This window comes from Flavobacteriaceae bacterium (assembly GCA_014075215.1).
Classification (GTDB): Bacteria; Bacteroidota; Bacteroidia; order Flavobacteriales; family Flavobacteriaceae; genus Polaribacter.
Genome location: CP046177.1, coordinates 1,396,258 through 1,421,420 on the forward strand (window position 1 = coordinate 1,396,258; position 25,163 = coordinate 1,421,420).

The following is a 25,163-nucleotide window of genomic DNA, read 5'->3' on the forward strand; positions in this document are numbered from 1 at the left end:
TCATTAAGCGATATCAAAACGATCCAGACTCATCACTTTATTCCATGCAGCAACAAAGTCTTGTACAAACTTCTCTTTAGCATCTTCGGATGCATACACTTCTGCAATGGCTCTAAGTTCCGTATTTGAACCAAAAATTAAATCTGCCCTGGTTGCCGTCCATTTAATAGTTCCCGTACTTCGATCACTGCCTTCAAATAGACTATCATCATTTGAAATTGATTTCCAGGATGTTCCCAGATCGAGAAGATTTACAAAGAAATCATTGGTGAGTTTTTCGGTATTGTTTGTGAAAATACCGTGATTAGAATTGTCAAAATTGATATTCAAAACACGCATCCCTCCTACTAAAACAGTCATTTCCGGAGCAGTTAGTGTCAGTAATTGTGCTTTATCAACCAACAAATCTTCTGTTGATAACGTATGTTTGGTTTTGACATAATTTCTAAATCCGTCGGCTATCGGTTCAAGAACAGCAAATGATGCAACATCTGTTTGCTCTTTAGAAGCATCTGTTCTGCCGGGTGTAAAAGGTACTGATACAGTATAGCCGGCATTTTTAGCTGCTGTTTCAATACCGGTACATCCGCCCAAAACAATTATATCCGCTAAAGAGATTTGAGTCTCATTAGCACTGTTAAATCCCTTTTGAATACTTTGCAAAGTCTCTAAAACCTTAGCTAATTGAGAAGGATTATTCACCGCCCAGTATTTTTGCGGAGACAGACGCAGCCTTGCTCCATTTGCACCGCCCCGCATGTCAGATCCCCGGAAAGTAGCAGCTGAAGCCCATGCAGTAGCTGCCAATTGAGATATAGACAAGCCTGAGTCGGATATGTTCCTTTTCAATGAAGCTATATCCGTATCATTGATTAAGGGATGTGTAACCGGAGGAACCGGGTCTTGCCAGATCAATTCTTCTTTAGGAACTTCAGGACCTAAATAACGAGTACCCGGCCCCATATCACGATGTGTCAGTTTAAACCAAGCACGCGCAAAAGCATCGGCAAATGCATCGGGATTTTCATAATAACGCCTGGAAATCTTTTCATAGATAGGATCCATTTTTAAGGCCATATCTGCAGTAGTCATCATTAAATCTTGTGTTTTTGCTGCATCGTGTGCCTGCGGAGCTTTTTCTGCAGCAGAAACCGCTGTAGGTTTCCATTGATATGCTCCGGCAGGACTTTTAGTCAATTCCCATTCGTATTCAAATAAAACCTTAAAATAGTCATGATCCCACTGTATTGGGTTTGGAGTCCATGCGCCTTCTATACCACTGGTAATCGTATGATTTCCATGACCGTTGCCATAGGTATTTTTCCAACCTTTACTTTGCTCCTCAATACTCGCTCCTGCAGGTTCTCTGCCAACATATGTATCCGGATCTGCCGCACCGTGAGCTTTACCAAATGTATGTCCACCGGCAACAAGTGCTACGGTTTCTTCATCGTCCATAGCCATACGACCAAATGTTTCACGAATATCTCTACCGGAAGCTATCGGATCCGGATTACCGTTTGGCCCTTCGGGATTTACATAAATCAACCCCATTTGTACGGCACCTAGCGGATTTTCTAACTCGCGATCACCGGTATACCGTTTATCTCCGAGCCATTCTGTTTCAGAACCCCAATAAATATCTTCTTCCGGCTGCCAGACATCTTCACGTCCGCCGGCAAAACCAAAAGTTTTAAAACCCATTGATTCCAAAGCGCAATTGCCCGCTAAAACCATTAAATCTGCCCATGAGATTTTCTTTCCGTATTTTTGTTTAATCGGCCACAATAATAGGCGTGCTTTATCCAAATTTCCGTTGTCCGGCCAACTGTTGAGCGGAGCAAAACGTTGCGTTCCCGAACCTGCACCACCACGACCGTCTGCAATACGATAGGTTCCTGCACTGTGCCAGGCCATACGAATAAATAAAGGACCATAATGACCATAATCGGCAGGCCACCAATCTTGAGAATCGGTCATTAGATGGAACAAATCTTTTTTTAATGCTTGTAAATCAAGAGAATTAAACTCTTTAGCATAGTCAAAATGGTTGCCCATAGGGTCAGATGCTGAAGTGTGCTGCCTTAAAATATTTAATTTTAGCTGATTAGGCCACCAATCTTTATTAGATGTTCCGCCACCTGCACTTTGTTTTAACTCTCCACCCATAAAAGGGCATTTATTTTTGTCACCGGTATTATTTTCCATTTTTGATAGATTAGTTATTATGAATTGTGACAAATTTACGATAATACTCGGATAATTTTTATTTATATTTTTTATTTAAGTATAAATTATATTTATGATAAAATAACCTAAGTCCAGTCCGGGCTTAAACCCAATAGAGACGAATGGGTGCTAACGAAAAGTATCAAATGAAAATTTGGTGATACACTCAGCAGTTTTTTTATACTTTAAGTTTAGCTATAATTCTAAAACAAATTAATTAACGGTAAGAAATACTAAGCAAGAAGTTTGTCTATTTTTTCTCTCTCTTCGGCAGCCAGTGCAGCATCCACTAAAATTCTTCCACTATGCTCATCAGTAGTTATTTTCTTGCGATTGGCAATTTCCAATTGAACCTGAGGTGGAATAGTAAAGAAAGATCCTCCGGAAGCTCCTCTTTCTATGGAAACTACGGCCAGACCATTTTTTACTTTGTTTCTAATCCTCTTGTATGCTTGTAACAAATAATTATCTATTGAGGCGGAAAATTCTTTGGATTTTTCTTGTAATAATTTTTCTTCTTTTTCGGTCTCTTTTAAAATGGCCTCCAGTTCTTTTTTCTTATGACCTAAGTGCTGTTGTTGTTGCTCTAATTTTTCTTTAGTAGATCCAATAACTTCATTTTTCTGCTCAATCTTAGCTTTGTATTCTTTAATTCTTTTTTCGGCCAATTCTATTTCCAATTCTTGAAATTCAATTTCTTTAGATAATGAATCAAATTCTCTGTTATTACGCACTTTCTTTTGTTGTTCCTCATATTTACTCATTAAAGCTTTGGACTGATCAATAGTAATTTTCTTGTTATTGATATCAGTTTCCAAATTAGAAACGTCTTCAGCTAAATTTGAAAGCCTGGTATTTAATCCTGTAACTTCGTCATCCAGATCTTCTACTTCAAGAGGTAATTCACCTCTCATATTTTTAATTTCATCAATTCTGGAGTCAATTAGTTGCAAATCATATAGTGCTCTTAATTTATCTTCCGTACTAATTTCTTTCTTCTTGGCCATAATTTATATATAGTAAATAGGATTTGTACTTTTTTCTGATAAAACAACTGCAAAATTAACAATTTTTTTTGTAAGATATTCATGCAAAAGATTTTTTGTAAACTGCTCGCTTTCATAATGCCCGATATCTGCCAGAAGCATTTTTCCTTCTGCTTTAAAAAAATCATGATATTTAAAATCTGCACTGATATATGCATCTGCTCCACAACGAATAGCGTTTGAAATAGCAAAACTTCCCGAACCTCCCAGAACTGCTATCTTTCGAATCTTTTTTCCGGTATAATTTGAATGCCTGATACAGGCGGTCTTCATCGTTTTTTTTATGAAAACAAGAAAGTCTTTTTCATTCATAGGATTGGGTAGTGTCCCTGACATTCCCATACCTATATTCTGATGTACATTTTCTGTCACCACAATATCATAGGCTATTTCTTCATACGGATGATTATTTTGCAGGGCCTTTAAAACTCGTTGCTCATTTTTGTTTTCATAAACTACGGAAATTGCTACTTCTTTTTCAGAATGAATACTTCCTTTTTCTCCAATAACGGGATTTGCATTTTCATTCCCTCTATAAGTACTCATTCCTTCTACAGAAAAACTACAATGGTCATAGTTTCCAATATTTCCCGTACCGGCTTCAAATAATGCCTTTTTGAGTTGCTCGGCATTTGCAACAGGAACAAAAGTGGTTAGCTTATGAATAATCCTTTTTTTAGAAATTAAAATTTGTAGGTTGTCTAACCCCAGAACTTCACCTATTTTAGCACTCACTCCATTTTTACTATTGTCCAATGCCGTATGTGTAGCATAGATAGCAATATCATTTTTAATAGCTTTTAAAACAACACGTTCCACATAGGTATCTCCGTTTAATTTCTTTAGTCCGCTAAAAATAATAGGATGGAAGCTAACAATCAAATTACAACGATTTGCAATAGCCTCGTCAACGGTTTCTTCCAGCGTATCCAAGGCCACGAGAATACCGCTTACTTTTGTTTGGTAATTGCCTGTTAATAATCCCACATTATCAAAATCTTCCGCATAAGCAAGCGGAGCAAGTTCTTCTATATAATTTGTAACTTCTCTAATGGTCATTTTACATATTTTTATAATTCAGTATATCAGTAAAAATTAAATTCACTCAATTGACAAAAGGTCAAAGTTAAGATTTTTACCGTACTTTCGTAGCAATGAGGCAGGCTTGTTATTTATTGTTCCCATTTGCAATTTTGTATGGATTGATTACCTCCATTCGGAATGCTTTTTTTGATATGGGTATTTTAAAATCAACTTCTTTTACTATTCCTGTTATTGCTGTTGGAAATTTGAGCGTGGGAGGAACAGGAAAAACCCCTCAGACAGAATATCTGATTCGCTTGTTGCAAAGCAATAAAAAAATAGCCGTTTTGAGTAGGGGCTACAGAAGAAAAACGAGAGGGTTCATTCTACTTAATAGCAAACACGATGCCGAGACTGTGGGAGATGAGCCTTTACAATTTTTTAAAAAATTTCCTGCTATTTCTGTTGTCGTAGATGCCAATCGCGTACATGGAATTCAACAATTGCAAAAATTAATAAAACCCGATGTTATTTTATTAGACGATGCTTTTCAACATCGAAAATTGAAAGCAGGATTGTACATACTCTTAACTAAATATGGTGATTTATATACGGATGATTTTCTGTTGCCTGTCGGGAATTTAAGAGAGCACAGAAGTAGCGCAAAAAGAGCACATATCATTGTGGTTACAAAATGTCCTGAAAAATTATCGGAAAGTGAACAGAAAAGAATCCGGAAAAAACTTAAAACAAGCCGAAATCAATGTGTTTTCTTTTCTTCGGTTTTATATCCCGATAAAACAAAAGGAAGCAAGGAAATTGCGATTGAAGATTTAAAAAAGTATGAAATTCTACTGGTTACGGGAATTGCCAACCCAACTCCGTTAGTACGGTTTTTAGATTCGAAAAGCATCCGTTATAAACATTTGAAATACCCTGATCACCATCATTTTTCAGGAGCGGATATTGCTGCTATCAATACTGTTTATATAAACCTCTCATCTGCCATGAAACTCATCCTGACTACTGAAAAGGATTATGTGCGACTATCAGATGCTATAAAAAATTTGAGCTATTTGGAAATAGAAACAAAACTCCTCAATAATCAAATTGAATTTGAGAGAAAGATTTTGGAACAGCTACCTGAATGGTAAGCTTTTTAACAATTGAAAATGTAAAGATGAGTTCAGATAATAAAATCATCAGGGCAAATGCGTCATACTTTGATTATTTTCAATAGGTACTGATCACTCCAAGCAGCTTTAAGTCGTTTTCCTTTGACTCCAATCTTGACCGACTTATCATTTTTAAGCAGATTTAGGGCAATTTTGGTAAGTATGGCAAAATTTTGAGCTGCATTTCCTGTTCGTTTTCTTGAAGCATCCTCTGAGAAAGGAACATCCTAAAGTCCAATGTAATTTATTTTCTATACTCTAATGTGATCGAATCGCTTTTTGAAAGTCTTCAGCTTTAGCCTCAAGGCTTGAGATATAATAGCGTGTTGTTTTTTCTATAGGTTTGTCAGAATTTTTAAATTCTCTCAGACTTTCTATTTTGATGACACATTTTAACTGTTTCCATTTATGAATATTTTCTATGTGCTTAAAATCTGTGATGATACTACACACTCTAGTTTCAATTTTTCCATGGTCTACATCTTGATCCATATGTGTCTCTAAATCTTTAGCAAATCTAACTCATCTTCAATGTCTAGATATAATTGTTTCTGATTTTCTTTTACTGCTAACACCTAATCTGCTTTTTTATCGATGATTATCTTTGCTATCTTCTCTTGCCAACCCATTGCCTCTATGGTTACTACTGTATTTTCTAAACAGCGTGCCTTTAGCAATTCTGGAATTGCAGTAATTTCATTTGACTTTTCACTGGTTTTTACTTGACTTGGAACTAAATTTTGTTCACTAGCCCATGCGCTGACAATATGCTAGGGTGATTTCTTACCATAACTTTTTGCTCCTCTGAGGGTTTTATCATCTACTGCAACGACCTCTTTGTCATTCAACTTAGCAAGTTCTTTAACCCAATCTATAAAACAATATTCAAATTGCTTCGGATTGATAGCAGAAAATACTCTGTTGAAAGTGTCGTGAGAAGGGATACGGTTATCTGGTTTGAGAAAGGTTTTGAGAAAATCTTCTTTTTCCAGACCATACTGTTCCATTTCATTCCACGAATCCCCTCCACAAATCACAGAAATAATACCAATAAGGAGGATGTCATTTAAATGGTGTCTTTCCTCAAATCACGACTAGGATCGTCTACTTGACTGAAAATAGTTAATAGTTTATTGTTGTTTTACATTGATGTTAAAATATTGATTACTAGTATAATATACAAATAATCAATCACATAAACAACAATTATTTGACTGAATGTCAAATATTTAAACCGCTCTTTAACATATAGAACCCTATAGAAAAATAAGAATAAAATCTAACTTTCAGAAACTTTTTATGGCGCGTTTGCCCTACAATAAATAATTTATTATTTGGTAAAATGATAAATTTATTGTACATTTGCTCTACTTGATACCCCTAGATATATTAATCTATTTCGGTTTGTAAATCTACAAATTCAGGTCTTCAATACAATTTTTAAATCAATTTATAAACTTAAAATTCAATTTTTATGGATAGTTTTTTAGCAGAAATCCGAATATTTGCAGGGAATTTTGCTCCGAGGTTTTGGGAGTTTTGCAACGGCCAGTTATGGTCGATTAGTCAAAATGAAGCACTATTTTCAATCTTAGGCACCATTTATGGGGGTGATGGCAGAACCACTTTTGCATTGCCCGATTTAAGATCCAGAGTCCCTGTGTGTACCGGTACCGGCACGGGCTTAAACAATGTACCATTAGGATCCAGTTATGGCTCCGAATCCGTAGTTTTGACTGTTGATCATCTACCCTCACATACCCATTCGGTTTCAGCTACGGTTGCTCCGCTATGTAACAGTGGTAGCCCGGAAGATAGTGATAACCCGCAAGGAAATTTTTTGTCGAGTACATCCCCCAATGACTATTTTGCAAATTCTGCAAATGCACAAATGGGAGAATCGCCGGTTTCAGTCACTATAGAACCTGCTGAGGGAAAATATTTTCCAATTGATATCAGGCAGCCCTCGTTAGGTCTTAATTATATTATCTGTACATCTGGAATATATCCTTCCCGAACCTAATATCATAGTGTTGAAAGTTTCAAGGTTGTTGAAAGACACTCTTTGAATCCAGTGAAGTTCATTACGGAAGGTGTAATACAGTTTAAAGTTTAAAAGTTCTAAGTTAAAAGTGCAATTGAATCCTTATTAATACTGAGAAAATGACAGTTTTTTAGTGAGTAAAATAAAAGTTAACAGGGTATACATTGAATGTTGGTATCTCATCTCATAATGAACTTCACTGGCTTGTATCATTGTATTTTATACTACCCTCCCAGTAATTATTAAAAATAATTTCTTTACAACCACCCAAATAATATATCATGAAGAAACAGATATTGTTTATTTTTATCCAGTTGGCAGTACTCACCGGATATGCCCAAACGACTCTCTACAGCGAAAGCTTTGAAGCGGCACCCAGTGGTACTACCTATACCGTACAACCTTCATTTTTTAATGACTTAGGACAAGATTACCTTATAAGAGCAACCCCTGCAACTGCTGCTGCCTGGACAACGTCAACATATACCGGGCAAAATGGTTCGAATATTCTTGCCATAGAAGATGTAGATGGTTCCGGAGGACCTTGCGATCAGGAAGCATGTTTACTGACAGGAGATAGTAGTATTCCCAATCCGCCTGCCAGAACCGATGTGGAAATTGCACAGATTACTACGGCTTCTATTACTATCAGTTCTCATACACTGACCTCGTTAAAGCTATTGATAGGAGCAACAGGATCTAGCTATGAGCTTTATAATGAAACAACTGCTAGACCGGATTATGTACAAATCACTTATTCGGTAGATGGGGGAGCGTATCAGCAACTAGGCCTTTTTACGGGTAATGGTTCAGGGCAATTGAGTCAGGATACCAATGGTGATGATATTGGTGATGGTACTGCACTTGGAGTAGCATTAACAGAGTTTACTTTTGATATCAGTGGGATTTCGGGAAGTACCCTGCAAATCAAGATCAATATTTCTTCTAATGCAGGTAACGAAGAGATTGCCATAGATAACTTACGTGTAGAAGGAAATGCTACCACTTCTACCCCAACAGTTGCTTCCACTGCAGCATCTAATATATACGGAACCAGTGCTGTTTTGGGTGGTAATGTTACTGCAGACGGAGGTGCTTCGGTAACCACAAGAGGAGTGGTATATGCGGTAACTGCTACCAATGCAAACCCGGTTATTGGCGGTACCGGAGTAACGACAGATACAAACGGATCGGGTACGGGAACTTTTTCGGAAACGATTTCGGGCTTGTCATTGAATACTCAATATTCATTTAGAGCATATGCAACCAACAGCCAGGGAACGAGCTACGGAAATGCTCTTATCTTTACTACAGATGCCATAGATACCAATGTGTTTACCGGTACCACAAACTCCGATTGGGCTACGGCCGGCAACTGGAGCTTAAACTCAGTACCCACCGGCTCACAAAATGTAGTGATAAATAATGTGACAAACGACCCTGTTATCAGTACTACTACAGGAGCAACTGTAAATAACCTGACAGTAGGTGCAGCCGGTAGCTTAACGGTAAACTCAAATGCTAGTCATAGAGGGTCGTTAATCGTGAATGGTACTGCCACCGGAAATATTATTTACAAACGGTTTATAGATGATGCGAACTGGCATTTGGTAGCTGCTCCCGTAACTTCACAGGGTATTAATGATTTTGCAACCAATGTAAATGGTACCAATGCTATTAGAACTAACGGTAGTAATGAATATGCAATTGGAACCTATGATAACACATTAGGAGTAGGAAATCGCTGGGTGTATTATTCGACAACTACAGCACCGGGTGCAGGTAATTTTGTGAGTGGTCAAGGATATTCATTTAGCAGGTCTGCTGCAGGAGAGTTTACATTTGAAGGCACTATGGCTACTTCAAATGTTATAGCCCCATTGTCAACAGCTAGCGGTACTCACTATTGGAGTTGTATAGGAAATCCGTATCCTTCGTATTTACCGGCAAATAACAATGCGAATGCCACCACCAATGTTTTAGGAGAAAATATGAGCGCTCTGCATGCGGAGCATACAGCTTTGTATATATGGAACGGCTCAGCGTATACGACAGTTAACCATATATCTTCTGCATTTCAGCTGGCACCGGGACAAGCTTTTGTGGTTAGAACCAGAGACGCCAGTGAAAATTTTACATTTTCCGAAAGCATTCAAAACCATCAATCGGGGCTGGGTCTTTCTTCCAGAACATCGAATAATACTATCATTCCTGCCATCGAGGTACATTTGTCTAATGGTACGTTAGATAAAGTTACTACGCTTAAGTATTCGGAAAATACCACTACCGGCCTGGACGTAGGATACGATGCAGGTGCTTTTGAAGCCGGTTCCACAGGTTTGTCCATAAATACACACCTGGTGAGCGATAACAGGGGAGTGGATTTTATGTTGCAATGCTTACCCGATACTGACTATGAAACTATAGTTGTTCCGCTATCCGTAAAGGCTTCCGAAAATGAAACCCTGACGTTTAGCACCGTAGCGGATAATTTGCCCGAAGGTATTGATGTATACCTGCAAGATCTGGCAAACCATACCGTACAAAAAATAAATGATGATTCTTATGAAGTTACGTTAACCGATGCCATAAGCGGAGCAGGCCGTTTTTACTTACATACGGCGCAAAGCACGCTGAGTATAGAAAAAGGTTTATTAGAATATGTAGACCTGTATAAAACGGCTAATCGTACTCTCAGAGTTACCGGTTTGGTGCATCAGGGAACTGCCAGTCTTAAGGTATATACAATTTCCGGAAGAAAAGTTTTTGTACATCATTTTGATACCCGAAATCTGGTTCACGATGTTCCATTACCTGATGATCTTAAAAGAGGAATATATTTTGTTCAGGTGATTTCCGGTAATGAAAAGCATACGAAAAAAATAATTATAGAGTAAAGAAGGTATAGAATAATATATACTGATAAGATCAAAAGTAAAAGACAACAAAAGAAGGAGTTCACGCAAAAACCTTGTCGATGTTTAGAGAAATTATGATAAGAGGGTAGCTTTACTACTAACAGGGGTACTGTTTTTAGTTTTCGAAGGTATGAGTTGCAAAAGGCAAATAATCTCGGGACAGGGTTTTCATTATTTAAGGGTAGTTAAAAGTTTCAAGTTGGAAAGCTTGTAAGCACGTAACGAAAAGTTGGATAAAATCGACTTGGTTTTTAGAAACGCTCTTAAAAACAGTATGGTACTAATTACCGGGGCTATCTACAATTGCAAACCCTGTCAGTATAGATTATTCATTACATAGTTACGATGCAATTAAAGCCTATATAAGCGGGTCAGCCTCAAACGGTAACGTATTAAACTCATATTGCCATAAAGAATGTATTATTTCACTTGATAGTACATCTTTTTTGGTATCGTGACATTTTTTTGGAAAATATCTGCTTATTGGGCTTGCTACCTTTAAACGATATAAAAATTTATTTTACCGATATTTTTTCATAATATGTCGAATGGACTTCACAGTGAAGCAACGATCAGACTATTTTTGGGGTAATATTAGTTTTGGGGGTTCGGCTAATACCGTTTTGAGTGTAAAAGTTCCGAGCTTAAAGTTTGCTTAACGAACCGTGGATACCGGAAAACCGGTTTCATTTTTTGAGTAAACCGAATAGTTTGGATCAGACAAAACTTATTTCAGTAACTGCAAAACACTTTGAAAACAATATTTTTTGGTTAGAAAAACAATTAAAATAGTATTCGTATGGGAATAGGGGTCATCATCATCTTTCGTAACAATGAAAAAGAGATAAGTGAAATTAAATTTGTTGAATCTTTAGATCAAATAACAAATTTAAAACTGTGTTTTGTAAACAATGGAAGTAGCGATGATACATTTGATCTGTTAAAATCAATTCAAATAAAAAGTACATCGGATATTGCCATATTGGATGTTAAGAAAAAGAAAAAGCCGGAAGCAGCCATAAGAATCGGGGCAAGGTATTTTTATAATATCCAGGAGTTTAAGCATATCGGTTATATCAATGCTTGTGAGTTTAGTGATTTTGACAAGTTACACCAGGTACTTATAACAACATATGCCAGCACTGATCTTTTAATTGATATTCATACAAATACACGAAGAGTAAGGCAGAACCTGTTTAAGAATTTATTTTCCGTAGTAGATTTTTTAAAGCGTATTCATACGGATCCTTTAGATTAGCAAATAGAAATAATTACTTAAAATAAAAACATAATAGTTATGATGAAATTTCTTTTTTTGCTTCTTTTTTTCTTTGTTAATAACTCTTATTTTGTTGATAACCAAAAACACAAAAGAACGGAGTGAACTTTAGCGGCCAGCTAGCTTTTTAGAGCCATCCCCCGTATTAGTCTCCGTTCTTTTTAAAAGTTACTTAGAACCATATAGAATTTCAGTTTCTGCCCTTATTAAAGGTCTTAGTTTAAGTAACTATTATTAATATCTAATTACAAAATTATGAAAACAAATGAAATTATCGGAATCGATGTCAGTAAATTATTAATTGATGTTTGTATCTATTCTAAACAAATTGTTCAACAGTTTGAGAACAGTAAATCTGGATTTAAATTAATGCTAAAGTGGAGTTTTAAAAATTCGTCTTTCTCTAAAGAAGAAACCATGTTTGTATTTGAACATACAGGAATGTACTCTCATTTATTATCTGTGTCTTTAACTGAACAAAAATTATCTTTTTTCATAGCTTCTGGTTTAGAAATTAAAAGATCTATTGGTATTGCTCGTGGAAAGGATGACCAAATTGATGCCAAACGCATTGCTCTATATGGGTATCGATTAAAAGAAGAACTTAAACCCAGTAAGCTACCTAAAAGAAGTATATTACAACTAAAAAGTCTCTTATCTTTAAGGACAAAACTTAACAAACAAAGAGCTGGTTTTAAAGTTACTTTGAAAGAACAAAAAAGAATTTATAAAGCAAAAGAGTATAAAATAATCTTTGACGTTCAACAAAAAATGATTGCAGAACTAACCAAACAAATACACAAGATTAATACTCAAATGCAAGCTATTATTGACCAAAATATAATGTTAAAAGAAACCTATAAACTTGTTACTAGTGTTAAAGGTATAGGAATGCAAACTGCTATAATGATGATTGTGTTTACTGACAATTTTTCAAAATTTGAAAACTGGAGAAAGTTTGCCTCTTATTGTGGTGTTGCTCCTTTTCCTTACCAATCTGGAACTAGTATTAAAGGACGTACAAAAGTCTCTCATTTGGCTAATAAAAAATTGAAAGCAATTATTAATATGTGCGCTATTTCTGCTATACAACATAACCCAGAAATGAAATTATACTATCATAAAAGAATAAAACAAGGCAAAAGTAAAATGAGTACCGTTAACATTATTAGAAACAAATTAATAGCAAGAGTGTTTGCCGTTGTCAAACGACAAACACCCTATGTAGATACTTTTAAATTTGCTGCATAAATTAGTAAAAATAATATCTCAACTTTTACTTGTTTTTATCATAGAATACGGGGGTATGCAAAATTATGTTACTTTATCCTGCTCTTATTTTAATTTGTAAAAGTATTTACAGGAGACCTTTGCAAAATAGTGATATGTTCCGTATTGAAATTGATTTGACTTCAAATTTCTTCCTTCTCGAAAATTTTAAATCCTCAAAACCAATAGGTTATTCCGGTTGAAAATTTTCCTCGGGTGTCGAACTTTTTTGCCAAATCAATTCTGCAAAGGTCTCTACAGATTGTTTTCTATAGCATGCAACACCTTATTAATAATAGCACATCCATTTCGGATTTCATCATCGGAAATGGTAAGAGGCGGAGTAATTCTTACAGCAGTACTGTCAAAAAGTAAGAAAAATAACAGCAATCCTTCCTCTAAACATCGGTAAACTATTTCGGTAGCAATTTTAGAAGTTTCTGCTATCATGGCCAGCATCAATCCTTTTCCTCTGATCTCTTTTATCAGAGGGTGATGTAATAAACTCCTGATCAACTGTTCTTTTCCTAATGTTTCCGCAATTAGGTTAGATTGTGTGATTTCTCTTAAGGCAACCAAACCTGCAGCTGCTACTACAGGATGTCCTCCAAAGGTGGTAATATGTCCCAGTTTTGGGTTTTCTTTTAGTATGCTCATCATATCATGATTGGCAATAAAAGCTCCAATGGGCATTCCTCCGCCCAAGCCTTTTCCGGTGATGATGATATCCGGAGTTATATGGTAGTTTTCAAAGCCCCAAAAAGTACCGGTTCTGCCGATTCCGGTTTGAATTTCATCTAAAATGAATAATGCACCCACTTCATGACACCGTTCTTTTACTTTTTTCAAATACTCATTTTTGGGCACAATAAAACCGGCTCCCCCCTGGATAGTTTCGAGAATTACTGCTGCAGTCTTAGATGTAATTTTATCAATATCGGATTCGTTGTTGTATTCCATAAAACGAACTCCGGGAATTAAAGGCCTGAAAGCACTATTTTGCTGCTCCGCACCGGAAACGCTCATCGCTCCTTGTGTATTTCCATGATAGGAGTTTTTAGTTGAGATGATCTCTGTTCTTTGGGTATATCGTTTTGCTAATTTTAACGCGCCTTCCGTGGCTTCGGTTCCGGAGTTGGTCAGGTAGACCACAGATAAGGGTTCCGGTAATGTTGCAGCTAATGCTTTACAAAGATCTGCCTGAGGTTTCTGAACAAACTCACCATATACCATTACGTGCATATAATCCTCTAATTGTCTTTTTACGGCTTTTACTATTTCCGGGTGATTATGTCCCAGATTATTTACGGAAACTCCGGCGATAAAATCCAGGTATTTTTTGCCCGCCGTGTCATAGATATAACTTCCTTTTGCCCGGGAAACTTCCAAAGAGAGCGGAGAAGATGATGTTTGTGCCTGGTATTTTAGAAAATCAACTTTCATGAAAGCTAATTTTTTATGATCTCGCCATCTTCTACCTTATTTTTAGTACTTTCTTTTTGTATCAGCGAATTTTCTTTTAGAGAAGTAGGGTTGATACGGTTTTTTTTGGGAACTGTTTTTCCTTTTATAAAAATATCTTCCATAACTTTAGGTTGTTCCTCTTCGCGCCAAACAAATCCGCGTAGTTTTTTATCATCAACGGGAAATTGAGACGGAGGATAGGTTTTTCCGTCCGATTGTTTGATACATTTAATAGCATCTATTTTATTATTTTTTATTTCAAATTCAATATTGCTGCAATATTGTTTTGTAATGGTCTCCAGGACTCCCTTTTCATTGCGATTGTGGTTGACAGCTTCTCCGTTTCCTTTTACCAGTAATGTTCTTAGCTTATTTTTTATAAACTTACCATACATATTCCGACCTTTGATTTGATTGAAATGATGAGGATCTATAGAGTCTTTTTGAATGATAAACGAGTTGTTCAAAACTTTTAACGAATCTAATTTTTCGGTCACTTTATCTGTTAACAATAGTATACTATCTCCGGTAATTTGATTTTTTTCAGACCATAAAACCGGGTTGTAGAACATTTTGGTAATTCCGGTAAGTTCATCGGTATGTAATGAATCGCATTTGCCTTGTAAATCGGTTTTAAAGATTTTTACGTTATGATACGTCCTTATGATTCGTTCTTTTTGTTTACCGGTTACCAATAGAGTATCACCGTGAATATACATAGAATCTTTTTCTATAACCGATATGGCTACCGCTCGTTTTATAATAAATATGGAATCTTTTTGCTGAAACAATTCGGCATAGTTCCCTTTGGCAACAAAATTTTGCACGGTATCTGTTATTTTGATATTGCGGGTTGCCGAAGCAAAACCGCTGGGTTTGTCATAATACAAACTATCCCCTTGAATAATCCTGTCTTTTAAAAATAGTTTTGCATTTTTTACAAAATGGGAAATGTCTGTTTTGGTATTGTAAAACCCTCTTTCACAATATATCTTATTTCCTTCTTTTTTTCCGGTAATAGTAGAGGGGCCATATAGATAGGCATGACCAAATTCCGTATAATAATCCAGGTGATGTGATGTGATAAGATTTTCCGGATTGTCAATGGTTACGGCACTTGTTGCGGTAAACTTTTTTTGCTCGAGCAGATAGGTGCCTTTTTTGCTTTTTAACGTATTGGTCTGATCTCTGATCGTTGCAAAATCCTCGTAAAATAATTTTTGTTGCTTTCTGTCAAAATATAAAGTGTCCGTAGTAAGGGTCATTACCGGATCTCTTAATACCACATTTCCCCAGGATAGCGATTGTTTGGCATTTGCATCATAATCTACATAATCACTGGTTTGAATGATGGTATCTCCCTGGTTGATAACAACACTGCCATAGGCTTTAAAAAAATTACGTTCCTTATAAAATAAAGCACTGTTACAGTTTAAGATAGCTCCTTCGTGTTTTATTTTTACATTACCGGTTAAGATAATTGCTCCCGGAAATTTTTCTTCATTTGCACTGCTAATTTTTGCATTCAATATTTTGATTCTCTTACTCTTACTTTGAGAAAATCCTAAAGTTGCAATGATTAGAAAAGTGATGGTGAAAATTTTTCTCAAAAGATTGTTTTTAAACTATATGGACAATGATCATGCCTTTAATCAGAAATGGTTTGTTTTCTATCCGGCCCTACAGAAACCATCTTTACAGGGGTTTCTGCTTCTTTTTCTATAAAGGCAATATAATCTAATAGTTTTTTTGGAAGTTGATTTTTTTCCGTCATTTTTGTCAAATCTTCATCCCATCCTTCAAACTCCGTATAGACGGGCGTTACATTTTCGGGTTCTATATTATAAGGCAGATAGGTAACTTTTTCATTCTTATAGATATAAGAAGTACATATTTTTATCCTTTTAAAACCGGAAAGAACATCTCCTTTCATCATCATCAGTTCGGTTACACCGTTGACCCGGATAGCATATTTTAATGCTACCAAGTCTAACCACCCACATCGTCTTGGTCTTCCGGTAGTTGCTCCAAACTCATGACCGGCTTTGGCCATGGTTTTACCATCATTATCAAATAATTCCGTTGGGAAGGGGCCGGATCCAACTCGGGTGGTATAAGCTTTAAAGATTCCAAAAACCCTGTTGATCTTATTAGGCGCTATTCCTAAGCCTGTACATGCCCCTGCCGCAGTGGTATTAGATGATGTTACATAAGGGTAGGTACCAAAATCAATGTCCAATAAAGACCCTTGTGCTCCTTCTGCTAAAATGCGTTTTTTTTCTTTCATAGCAGTATTTAAAAAAGCTTCGCTGTCTACGAATTGTAATGTCTTTAGCATAGCTATTCCGTCGGAGAACTCAGCTTCTAACTCTTTCAGGTCATATTGAATATCCACATCGAAAAATTCCAGCATTTTAATATGCTTCTCCGTTAAAGCATTGTATTTGTCTTTCCAGTTTTCTAATTCCAAATCACCGACACGCATTCCGTTTCTACCTGTCTTATCCATATACGCAGGGCCAATTCCTTTTAGTGTAGACCCAATTTTTGCTTTTCCTTTGGAAGCTTCCGATGCGGCATCTAACAATCTGTGTGTTGGCAATATTAAATGTGCTTTTCTGGAAATCAGAAGTTTGGATCTATAGTCAATAGCATGTATATGCAGGTTCTCTAATTCTTTTTTAAAAATAACAGGATCGATTACTACCCCATTGCCCACGATGTTTAAAGATTCCTCATGGAATATCCCTGAAGGGATGGTATGTAAAACATGCTTAGCACCATCAAATAGTAACGTATGTCCCGCATTGGGCCCTCCCTGAAACCTTGCAATGATGTCGTAATTTTGAGTAAGAACATCTACAATTTTTCCTTTTCCTTCATCTCCCCATTGCAATCCGAGTAATAAATCTACAGCCATTTGAGATGTTAATTAGAGTTATTTTTTGTCTTTTTTTTTGTTCCGTAAAAATAAAGTGAATGATTGTGAATATCAATATCAAAAACATCTTCAATTGTTTTCTTTATACTTTGTATTCTCGGATCACAAAACTCTTTTACTTCGCCGGTATCAACAATAATCACATGGTCGTGTTGTTTATCAAAATAACTTTTCTCATAGCGGGCCATTGTTTGACCGTTAAACAAGTGTTTTCTGACCAATCCGCAGTCCAATAGTAAATCAATGGTATTGTATAGGGTAGCTCTGCTTACCCGATAATTTTTGTCTTTCATTTTGACGTATAAAAATTCAATATCAAAATGTTCTTCTACTTCGTAAATTTCCTGAAGAATGGCATATCTCTCAGGGGTCTTTCTATGCTTGTTTTCTTCTAGGTAACCGGTAAATACCTTTTTTACTATCTCTTGATTATTAACAGAGTTCATATAAAATGCTCTTATGGAAATACAAATTTAGTGTTATTATTTAGATTTTTTGATTTTCCGGTTACAGGGCCTTACATTGTATTTACACGTTTTACTTTTTGAACGCCTTCTACTTTTTTAATATGGGCTATCAATTTATCTAATTGCGTTCTGTTTTTAACACTTATTGATAATTTGCCTTCAAAAACCCCTTCATTGCCGGTGATATTGATACTGTGAATAAACACATTCATATTATTGGAGATAATACGTGTTAGATTGTTTGCAATTCCTTGATTATCAAATCCTTTTATGCTTAATATTACTTTAAATTCTTCTTTTGTGGAATCTATCCATTTTGCCGACATGATTCTGTATGCATAATTGGATTGCAATGAAATGGCATTTGGGCAATCTTTTTTGTGTACTTTAATTCCTTCATTGATTGTTAAAAAACCAAAAACACGATCTCCGGGGATGGCATTACAACATTTAGCTAATTTGTAATCTAATTTTTCTTCATCAATGCCAAAGACCAAAGAATCATATTTATTTGTGATTTCATCTTTTTCAACGATCTCTTTGGACGGAGCTCTTTTTAATCGGTTTTTAAAGAAGCTGATGAATGCATTATTTCTCTGGCTTACAAAATCTTTGAGTTGTGTATTGTCTATTGCTCCGTTTCCGATTCTAAAGAATAGATCCAGGCTTGTCCTTAACTTAAAATAAACGACTAATTCATTGATAATTTTCTCGTCAAAATTGATCTTTAAATGTCTTAATTTTCTGGCCAGAACTGCTTTCCCTTCTTCTGCAATTCTCTTTTCTTCTTCCTTTAGAGCCGTTTTAATTTTTGTTCTTGCTCTTGCTGTAATTACAAAATCCAGCCACCGGACATTGGGTTTATTATTGGTAGCTGTAAGTACTTCTATCTGATCACCGCTTTTTAGGGTATGGCTTAAAGGAACCAGTTTCCCGTTTACTTTTGCTCCTCTGCACTTTAAACCGATATCCGTATGAATGGAGAATGCAAAATCCAATGCCGAAGCATCTTTAGGTAAGGATTTTAAATCTCCTTTTGGAGTAAAAACATAGATTTCTTTAGCGTATAAATTCAGTTTAAAATCTTCTACAAAATCAACCGCATTTAAGCTGTGATTTTCCAGTGTTTCTTTCAACCTGTTTAGCCAGCCTTCCAAACCGTTCTCATTAATACGCCCTTGTTTATATTTAAAATGTGCCGCGTACCCCTTTTCAGCTATTTCATTCATCCTGTCGGAGCGAATCTGAACTTCTACCCATTTGGATTCAGGGCCTATTACAGTAATGTGTAATGCTTCATAGCCTGTAGATTTCGGTTGAGAAATCCAATCTCTAAGTCTTGACGGATTAGGTTTGTAGTAATCAGTTACAATAGAATATATTTTCCAGGCATCAAATTTTTCATCGTCTGAAGTAGGTGTATAGATGATTCTAATGGCAAATTTGTCATAAACTTCATCAAAAGAGACATTTTGTTTTCTCATCTTTTTTCGGATGGAAAAAATAGATTTAAAGCGTCCTTTTATTTCATAGTTAAAATCTTCTTTGTCTAATCCTTGTTTTAAAGTATTTGCAAACTTTTTAATATAGTTTTTCTGGTCTTCTTTACTTTCCCTGATATTGTTTCTAATATCATTATAGACCTCCGGCTCCGTATATTTCAAGCCTAAATCTTCCAGCTCGGTTTTGATATTATACAAACCTAACCTGTGTGCTAGCGGCGCATAGATATATAAGGTTTCAGATGCTATTTTTACCTGTTTATTTGCAGGCATGACATCCATCGTTTGCATATTGTGAAAGCGATCTGCAATTTTAATTAGGATAACACGCACGTCATCGTTTAGTGTAAGCAACATTTTTCTGAAATTCTCTGCCTGAATAGAAAAATCTTTATCTTTTTTAAGTCGGGATATTTTAGTGAGTCCGCTGACAATTTTTGCAATGGTTTCCCCAAAAAGCCGCTCTATATCATTGATGGTATAACCAGTATCTTCTACTACGTCATGTAATAGTGCTGCGGCAATGGAAGTGGCACCCAACCCTATTTCATAAGCTACAATTTTGGCAACAGCTATTGGATGGTATATATAAGGTTCTCCCGTTTTTCTGCGTTGCTCACTATGAGCCTCCATAGAAACGTTAAAAGCTCTGCGGATCGTAGCTTTATCTTCTTTGGATAATATCTGATACGTTCCTTTTAGAAGGTCTTTATAACGCTTTGCAATTTCTTTATTTTCATCTTCTATCGTTACTGTGTATGCCATAAAATATAAGTTTCTTTTTCATACATGAAAATAGTACAAAGAATTGTAATGCGCAAGTTTTCTATTTCTTAAAATCGTAAATTTTTGATCCTCTGTAATAATGTCGGGTGTGAGTAGTGTATTTTTACATATAACGGATGTGGAGTTAAATTACTCAAGCTTTTTTTTGATAGTTTTTTGAGAGCAGTAATCAAAGGAGTTTCCGAGTAGGTTTCTTTCGCATAGTTATCAGCTTGGTATTCAAATTTACGGGAAAGATAGTTCATTATGAATCCGGTAATTTCAGAAATAGGCACATATAGTATTCCAAAAGCAATCAACCCTATGTGAAAAGCTTGTTGTTCTACCCCCAGTGCCTGTGAAAGAAGCGGGGCATTTATAAATAGTGATAGTATAAATAGCATGAACCCTGTGAGTAAAATAGAAGCAACCAGATTAAAAACGATGTGATTTTTTTTATAATGGCCCACTTCATGTGCCAATACTGCGACAATTTCGTCTGTTTCCAGGTCTTTGATAAGGGTATCAAACAAGGTAATTCTTTTCTCCCTTCCAAAACCGGAGAAGTACGCATTTGCTTTGGTAGATCTTTTAGATCCGTCAATGACAAAAATATTTGCAATTGTAAAACCCACTTTGCCGGCATATGAAGAAATAGCCGACTTCAATTCACCTTCTTGCAAAGGGGTTTGTTTATTGAATAAAGGGACAATTAGTTTTGCGTAAAACATATTCATAAACAGTGTGAAAGCGGCTACCAATATCCACGCATATATCCAAAAATGAGTTCCTGTGAGTTGATAAAACCAAATAATCAATGCTAAAATACCCCCGCCAATACTGGCCGATATAAGCCAACCTTTGATCCTGTCTAATATAAATGTTTTTTTTGTGGTTTTATTAAAGCCAAATCGCTCTTCGATAACAAAAATTTTGTAATAAGAGAATGGCAGTGCAATCATATCATTACCTATCATAATGATTCCAAAAAAGATCAAAGCGATACTTATTGGGTTTTCCGTATAACTTCTTGCCAAACCATCCACAAAAGCAAAGCCATCTAAAAAGAAAAATGTAAGTATCACTGCTAGTGAAAATAAAGAGGTAATAATTGAAAACCGATAGTTTGTTTTTTTATAGTTCTGTGATTTTCTATACGCTTCCGCATCATATATATCTGCCAATTCTTCCGGAATGGCATCATTAAAATGTTTTGCATTTACATAATTAAGAATGGCATCAACAATAAAATTGAAGACTAAAATTCCGATGAGTATGTAGAAAAGAAAAGTTGGTGTCATTGTATATTATTTTAGTACTTTTTGGTTAAATGGTTTGTAATTGTCGTTGTCTTTTTGCTTCGAAAATCAAAATGGCTGCAGCAACGGAAACGTTCATCGAATCAATGGTTCCTTGCATGGGTATATGAATATTTTTGATGGCACTGTCCCGCCAAATTTTAGTTAATCCCGTAGTTTCCGCTCCCACAACCAAAGCGGAAGCTTGTGTATAGTTTTCATCGGTATAATGATTAGCATTTTGCAAGGTCGCTGAAAAAATGCTGATATGGTTTTGTTTTAAAAAGGTTATGGTTTCTTCAGGGTTTGCTATGGCGATTTGGTTGGTAAATATAGCTCCTACACTGGAACGAATGACATTAGGATTATATACATCCGTTTTTGTATCTACTAAAATAACGGCATCTATATCTGCCGCGTCGGCAGTTCGGAGTATTGCTCCGATATTGCCCGGCTTTTCGATACCTTCGGCAATTAAAATCAATGGATATTTGTTTTTAAAATGTATGATGTCTAAGGCTAAATTTTTGGTTTTAACCAGTGCAATAAGTCCTTCCGCAGACCCTCTGTAAGCAATTTTTTGATAGATATCCTGTGATACTTCAACTACATCTGTATTGTTAAATATTTGCAGATAATCAGCACTAAACTTACCGGTAATACATAAAAGAGTATTGATTTCATAGTTTCCTTTGATAGCTAATTCAATCTCTTGTTTCCCTTCTACAATAAAAAGAGCTTGTTTTTTGCGTTCCCGAGATTTTTCTCGTAGTTTTAAAAAATTTTTAATAAAAGGGTTTTGCAGACTGGTAATTTGTTTCATGGATCACAAAAATAGCTAATTCTAATCATTGACTTTATAAGCATTTGATTTTAAGTTTTCAAAAAATTGACTTATTTTCATGTTTTAAAAACGAACTCATTTAAACTTTTTGGATGTAAGCGAAAATTAGAAGTTTTTAGGGCTGTTGAAGGATTTTTTGAGCTGCGGCGCTACGGAAGGAAAAAAAGACAAAAACAGAGCAGGAAACAGTAATTTTTTAGCAAATTGAAAAAGTTTAAATGAGTTCAACATATTTATAAACTTAATCAAAATAACAATGAAAAAATTAATTCAGTTATTAGTAGTTATTTTCTTTGCACTGACAATCGTGTCATGTTCAAAAGATGATAACACCACACCTCCTGCAACTACCACAGATACCACACAACAAAAGGTGTTTAGAGAATTTTGGGAAATTTATAACCGCCATTACCCTTTGATGCATCGTAAAAATATCAATTGGCAATCGGTTTTTGATGCTAATTTCCCGATGATTACATCAACTACTACAGATGTTCAGTTATTTACTATTTTACAAGGAATTATGACTCAAACCATAAGAGACGGGCATACGGATCTAACTTTTAACAGCCAGTCAGCATCCTATACACCGGATTCAAATTCGGAAATTACCACAACGGTTCAAACGATTACAGATACCAAAGTTGACTATTTAGGAGGTAGCTCAAGTAATGATTACATTTCGTACGGCACATTGAGAAGTGACGCAACGATTGGTTATATAAAATCAAAAACATTTGAACCGGTAAATACCGGTAGTGGTGAGTTTGCTGTATATCAAGCTGTTGTTGATGCAGCTTTAACAGCATTAAGAGACAAAAGAGGGATTATTATAGATGTAAGAACCAATGGTGGAGGCCAGTTAATGTATGCTACCTACCTGGCAGGAAGGTTTTTTAGTAATGATAATATAACCCTACAAAGAAAGCGTTATAAGACCACTACGGGAGATACCGAAGCTTCATTAAGTGGCTGGGTGCTTACTGCTGCAGATGATTTTTCCGGTTACCCCGATAGCAGAGCTGCAGAAGGAGGTATGGTAGGGGCTACTTTTTCCGACGAAAACAGGGTTGCTAAGTCCGGAACATTTCAATTTACAAATAAGGTAGCTGTACTGACATCAAGAGGTACTGCCAGTTCGGGAGAATTTTTTACAGCTACCATGAAGTCACAATCGCATGTAAGAACCATTGGAAATATAACTTTTGGAATTTTTGCCGGAAGTGATACTTTTACGCTGAGAGAGGGCGATGGCAATTGGAGGACAAGAGTTTCCGTACATGATGTGGAAATCATGTATAACGGAAGTTTTCAATCTTTTGAAGGGATAGGAATTACTCCGGATGATTTATTGCTTCCAACCGCAGCAGATGTAGCTGCATCCAGAGATGTACATATTGACAAAGGGGTGGAATATATAAATAATTAAGATAAAAAACCTCGTTTTTAAACGAGGTTTTCTTTTTATAGCTATAAACTTCTGGCTTAGTTCTTCAAGGTACACAACATTTATTTTCATTAAGTCTTAATTATTACGGATTTGAGATATAATCACTTTATATATAATTTGGGTTTAAGATTTACAAGTATTTTTAGATAATCGATTTTGGGTGTAAAAAAAATTAAATATATTCGAGTTCTTAAAACTTTATAACCATGACTATAAAAGAAATCAAAGACAGTATACAACAGTGGAATGAAGTAAGAATGACTTCTTTGGGCTTAAATTTTTTGACCTCCGGATCCGGACTGGAGATTAGGAGAAGTGAGTTTGAAGCCTGGAAGGATATCCAGAACGAACATAATATAGATATAGATGATATTGAAGTACACATGTATATAGGAATTGTAGAATTTGAGATTACTTTCTATTTGGTAGATTCTTATTCGGATAAATATCAGGATTATGAAGTTAATAAGAATCTATTTGTTAAAGAATATACAAAAAGTACATTTTTAGGTGATTTGGAAAAAGGAGCCGTTCAAATTCCTCCACTGGAATTTGTGACTTATAAAAGAAATGAAACTATAGAGGATGAAGAAAAAGAAAGAGAAAAAGCTATTAACGGCGCGTTTACCTGGTTATTGTATTCGGATACCTGGTTTAAAAATAAGCAAAAAGAGGTCAAACTAGCAGGAGGTACTGATGAGACAGGCCCGGTACGTGTTTTTAAAATTCCGTTTGTAGATTTTGTAGATATTTTTAACGATCCGGAAACTCAAAAAGCATTTTTATTTTTTGGTATCAGAAATTATGAAGATAAGGATAAGAAACCACTTTATAGAAATGAAATAGAATTGCTGTTATGTAGTAAGCAAAAATTGAAAGAAGATACAGATACCCCTATAAAAATACTTATATTTAGAGATGTAACATCGCCATGCCCTCCATTTTCAATGGATGGAGAAAATTTTAATCTAATTCGATAATTGTCATTAAATTGAATTTGTTAAATGAGATAGCTAATGGCCTTAGTTACTTTTCTGTTAGCTTATTGTTATCAGGAGTTTTATTTTTAGTTTATAATAAATCATACAAAGAGAGTAGTTTGATAACTATGTATCTTTTTGTTTTGTTGGTTATTGAATTGGTTTGTTTAATATCCGGGTTTTATTTAGCGTTAAATACGGCAATCTTATTATCATTATCGGCATTTATTCATTTGATTTTTTTAACGTATTTCTATTTTTCAAAGGTTTATTTAATGAGTGCTAAAAGAAGAAATACGGTTTTTTTATTGAGTATAGTTTTTTTTACTTTTCCCTTTATCTTCAATAAATCGTATCATTTTTTCCAACCTTATGACAGAGTTTTGTATTCTCTGATTATTACCGTTTATAGTTTATGTTATTTCCTATATGTAGTAAAAGGGGAAATTAAAATTTATAAACCCCAATT

17 protein-coding genes and 1 pseudogene are annotated in these 25,163 nt (G+C 35.4%); 7 read left to right on the top strand and 11 right to left on the bottom strand.

Annotated elements, in window-relative coordinates; all coding sequences use genetic code 11:
* Window positions 1-3 precede the first annotated feature (3 nt).
* From katG to GKR88_07030, 3 genes are all read right to left on the bottom strand, one after another.
* Window positions 4-2,208 carry a catalase/peroxidase HPI gene (gene katG / locus GKR88_07020; GenBank protein ID QMU64064.1) on the bottom strand — a complete coding sequence of 735 codons (2,205 nt, stop codon included), beginning with the start codon at window positions 2,206-2,208 and terminating at the stop codon, window positions 4-6.
* A gap of 254 nt (window positions 2,209-2,462) precedes the next feature.
* Window positions 2,463-3,236 (bottom strand): hypothetical protein, encoded by a 774-nt coding sequence (locus tag GKR88_07025; protein ID QMU64065.1) that lies wholly within the window; start codon window positions 3,234-3,236, stop codon window positions 2,463-2,465.
* Between the two features lie 3 nt (window positions 3,237-3,239).
* On the bottom strand, window positions 3,240-4,334 hold the full coding sequence (locus tag GKR88_07030) for a Nif3-like dinuclear metal center hexameric protein (GenBank protein ID QMU64066.1): 1,095 nt from the start codon (window positions 4,332-4,334) through the stop codon (window positions 3,240-3,242).
* Between the two features lie 95 nt (window positions 4,335-4,429).
* Between GKR88_07030 and lpxK the strand changes: the two genes are divergently transcribed.
* Window positions 4,430-5,452 (top strand): tetraacyldisaccharide 4'-kinase, encoded by a 1,023-nt coding sequence (lpxK, locus tag GKR88_07035; protein QMU64067.1) that lies wholly within the window; start codon window positions 4,430-4,432, stop codon window positions 5,450-5,452.
* A gap of 62 nt (window positions 5,453-5,514) precedes the next feature.
* On the opposite strand, the pseudogene GKR88_07040 reads toward lpxK, so the two are convergent.
* A pseudogene (locus tag GKR88_07040) lies at window positions 5,515-6,593 on the bottom strand (ISAs1 family transposase).
* 354 nt (window positions 6,594-6,947) lie between these two features.
* Between GKR88_07040 and GKR88_07045 the strand changes: the two are divergent.
* From GKR88_07045 to GKR88_07060, 4 genes are all read left to right on the top strand, one after another.
* Window positions 6,948-7,496 (top strand): phage tail protein, encoded by a 549-nt coding sequence (locus GKR88_07045; GenBank protein QMU64068.1) that lies wholly within the window; start codon window positions 6,948-6,950, stop codon window positions 7,494-7,496.
* A 302-nt stretch (window positions 7,497-7,798) separates the two neighbouring features.
* Complete coding sequence (locus GKR88_07050) at window positions 7,799-10,414, top strand: T9SS type A sorting domain-containing protein (protein QMU64069.1); 2,616 nt, start codon at window positions 7,799-7,801, stop codon at window positions 10,412-10,414.
* A gap of 820 nt (window positions 10,415-11,234) precedes the next feature.
* Entirely contained in the window at window positions 11,235-11,693 is a 459-nt protein-coding gene (locus GKR88_07055) for a hypothetical protein (protein ID QMU64070.1), read from the top strand.
* A gap of 276 nt (window positions 11,694-11,969) precedes the next feature.
* Window positions 11,970-12,965: a transposase gene (locus GKR88_07060; GenBank protein ID QMU64071.1), complete on the top strand. Its 996-nt coding sequence runs from the start codon at window positions 11,970-11,972 to the stop codon at window positions 12,963-12,965.
* A 273-nt stretch (window positions 12,966-13,238) separates the two neighbouring features.
* Here GKR88_07060 and GKR88_07065 read toward each other — a convergent pair whose 3' ends face one another.
* The 7 genes from GKR88_07065 to GKR88_07095 all read right to left on the bottom strand — a co-directional run bounded on the left by GKR88_07065 (window position 13,239) and on the right by GKR88_07095 (window position 22,243).
* Window positions 13,239-14,426 carry an aminotransferase class III-fold pyridoxal phosphate-dependent enzyme gene (locus GKR88_07065; GenBank protein ID QMU64072.1) on the bottom strand — a complete coding sequence of 396 codons (1,188 nt, stop codon included), beginning with the start codon at window positions 14,424-14,426 and terminating at the stop codon, window positions 13,239-13,241.
* Between the two features lie 5 nt (window positions 14,427-14,431).
* On the bottom strand, window positions 14,432-16,057 hold the full coding sequence (locus tag GKR88_07070; protein ID QMU64073.1) for a hypothetical protein: 1,626 nt from the start codon (window positions 16,055-16,057) through the stop codon (window positions 14,432-14,434).
* A gap of 38 nt (window positions 16,058-16,095) precedes the next feature.
* On the bottom strand, window positions 16,096-17,367 hold the full coding sequence (locus tag GKR88_07075) for an adenylosuccinate synthase (protein QMU64074.1): 1,272 nt from the start codon (window positions 17,365-17,367) through the stop codon (window positions 16,096-16,098).
* Between the two features lie 8 nt (window positions 17,368-17,375).
* Window positions 17,376-17,834, bottom strand: coding sequence for a transcriptional repressor (locus tag GKR88_07080; GenBank protein ID QMU64075.1), 459 nt, complete (start codon window positions 17,832-17,834; stop codon window positions 17,376-17,378).
* Between the two features lie 71 nt (window positions 17,835-17,905).
* Complete coding sequence (locus tag GKR88_07085; GenBank protein ID QMU64076.1) at window positions 17,906-20,122, bottom strand: RelA/SpoT family protein; 2,217 nt, start codon at window positions 20,120-20,122, stop codon at window positions 17,906-17,908.
* Between the two features lie 68 nt (window positions 20,123-20,190).
* The gene (locus tag GKR88_07090) at window positions 20,191-21,423 is read right to left on the bottom strand and encodes a M48 family metalloprotease (GenBank protein ID QMU64077.1); all 1,233 of its coding nucleotides are present in this window, start codon (window positions 21,421-21,423) and stop codon (window positions 20,191-20,193) included.
* Between the two features lie 25 nt (window positions 21,424-21,448).
* Window positions 21,449-22,243, bottom strand: a complete 795-nt coding sequence (locus GKR88_07095; protein QMU64078.1) for an RNA methyltransferase — start codon at window positions 22,241-22,243, stop codon at window positions 21,449-21,451.
* 277 nt (window positions 22,244-22,520) lie between these two features.
* Between GKR88_07095 and GKR88_07100 the strand changes: the two genes are divergently transcribed.
* The gene (locus GKR88_07100) at window positions 22,521-23,693 is read left to right on the top strand and encodes a hypothetical protein (GenBank protein ID QMU64079.1); all 1,173 of its coding nucleotides are present in this window, start codon (window positions 22,521-22,523) and stop codon (window positions 23,691-23,693) included.
* A 227-nt stretch (window positions 23,694-23,920) separates the two neighbouring features.
* The gene (locus GKR88_07105; GenBank protein ID QMU64080.1) at window positions 23,921-24,694 is read left to right on the top strand and encodes a hypothetical protein; all 774 of its coding nucleotides are present in this window, start codon (window positions 23,921-23,923) and stop codon (window positions 24,692-24,694) included.
* Window positions 24,695-25,163: the final 469 nt, after the last annotated feature.

Excerpts from the sequence above, each read along its gene's own strand:
- GKR88_07060 (QMU64071.1), top strand. The coding sequence starts at position 11,970 with ATGAAAACAAATGAAATTATCGGAATCGATGTCAGTAAATTATTAATT.
- GKR88_07075 (QMU64074.1), bottom strand. The coding sequence starts at position 17,367 with ATGGCTGTAGATTTATTACTCGGATTGCAATGGGGAGATGAAGGAAAA.
- GKR88_07030 (QMU64066.1), bottom strand. The coding sequence starts at position 4,334 with ATGACCATTAGAGAAGTTACAAATTATATAGAAGAACTTGCTCCGCTT.
- GKR88_07080 (QMU64075.1), bottom strand. The coding sequence starts at position 17,834 with ATGAACTCTGTTAATAATCAAGAGATAGTAAAAAAGGTATTTACCGGT.
- GKR88_07055 (QMU64070.1), top strand. The coding sequence starts at position 11,235 with ATGGGAATAGGGGTCATCATCATCTTTCGTAACAATGAAAAAGAGATA.
- GKR88_07050 (QMU64069.1), top strand. The coding sequence starts at position 7,799 with ATGAAGAAACAGATATTGTTTATTTTTATCCAGTTGGCAGTACTCACC.
- GKR88_07085 (QMU64076.1), bottom strand. The coding sequence starts at position 20,122 with ATGGCATACACAGTAACGATAGAAGATGAAAATAAAGAAATTGCAAAG.
- lpxK (QMU64067.1), top strand. The coding sequence starts at position 4,430 with ATGAGGCAGGCTTGTTATTTATTGTTCCCATTTGCAATTTTGTATGGA.
- GKR88_07025 (QMU64065.1), bottom strand. The coding sequence starts at position 3,236 with ATGGCCAAGAAGAAAGAAATTAGTACGGAAGATAAATTAAGAGCACTA.
- GKR88_07100 (QMU64079.1), top strand. The coding sequence starts at position 22,521 with ATGAAAAAATTAATTCAGTTATTAGTAGTTATTTTCTTTGCACTGACA.
- katG (QMU64064.1), bottom strand. The coding sequence starts at position 2,208 with ATGGAAAATAATACCGGTGACAAAAATAAATGCCCTTTTATGGGTGGA.
- GKR88_07105 (QMU64080.1), top strand. The coding sequence starts at position 23,921 with ATGACTATAAAAGAAATCAAAGACAGTATACAACAGTGGAATGAAGTA.
- GKR88_07090 (QMU64077.1), bottom strand. The coding sequence starts at position 21,423 with ATGACACCAACTTTTCTTTTCTACATACTCATCGGAATTTTAGTCTTC.
- GKR88_07045 (QMU64068.1), top strand. The coding sequence starts at position 6,948 with ATGGATAGTTTTTTAGCAGAAATCCGAATATTTGCAGGGAATTTTGCT.
- GKR88_07095 (QMU64078.1), bottom strand. The coding sequence starts at position 22,243 with ATGAAACAAATTACCAGTCTGCAAAACCCTTTTATTAAAAATTTTTTA.
- GKR88_07065 (QMU64072.1), bottom strand. The coding sequence starts at position 14,426 with ATGAAAGTTGATTTTCTAAAATACCAGGCACAAACATCATCTTCTCCG.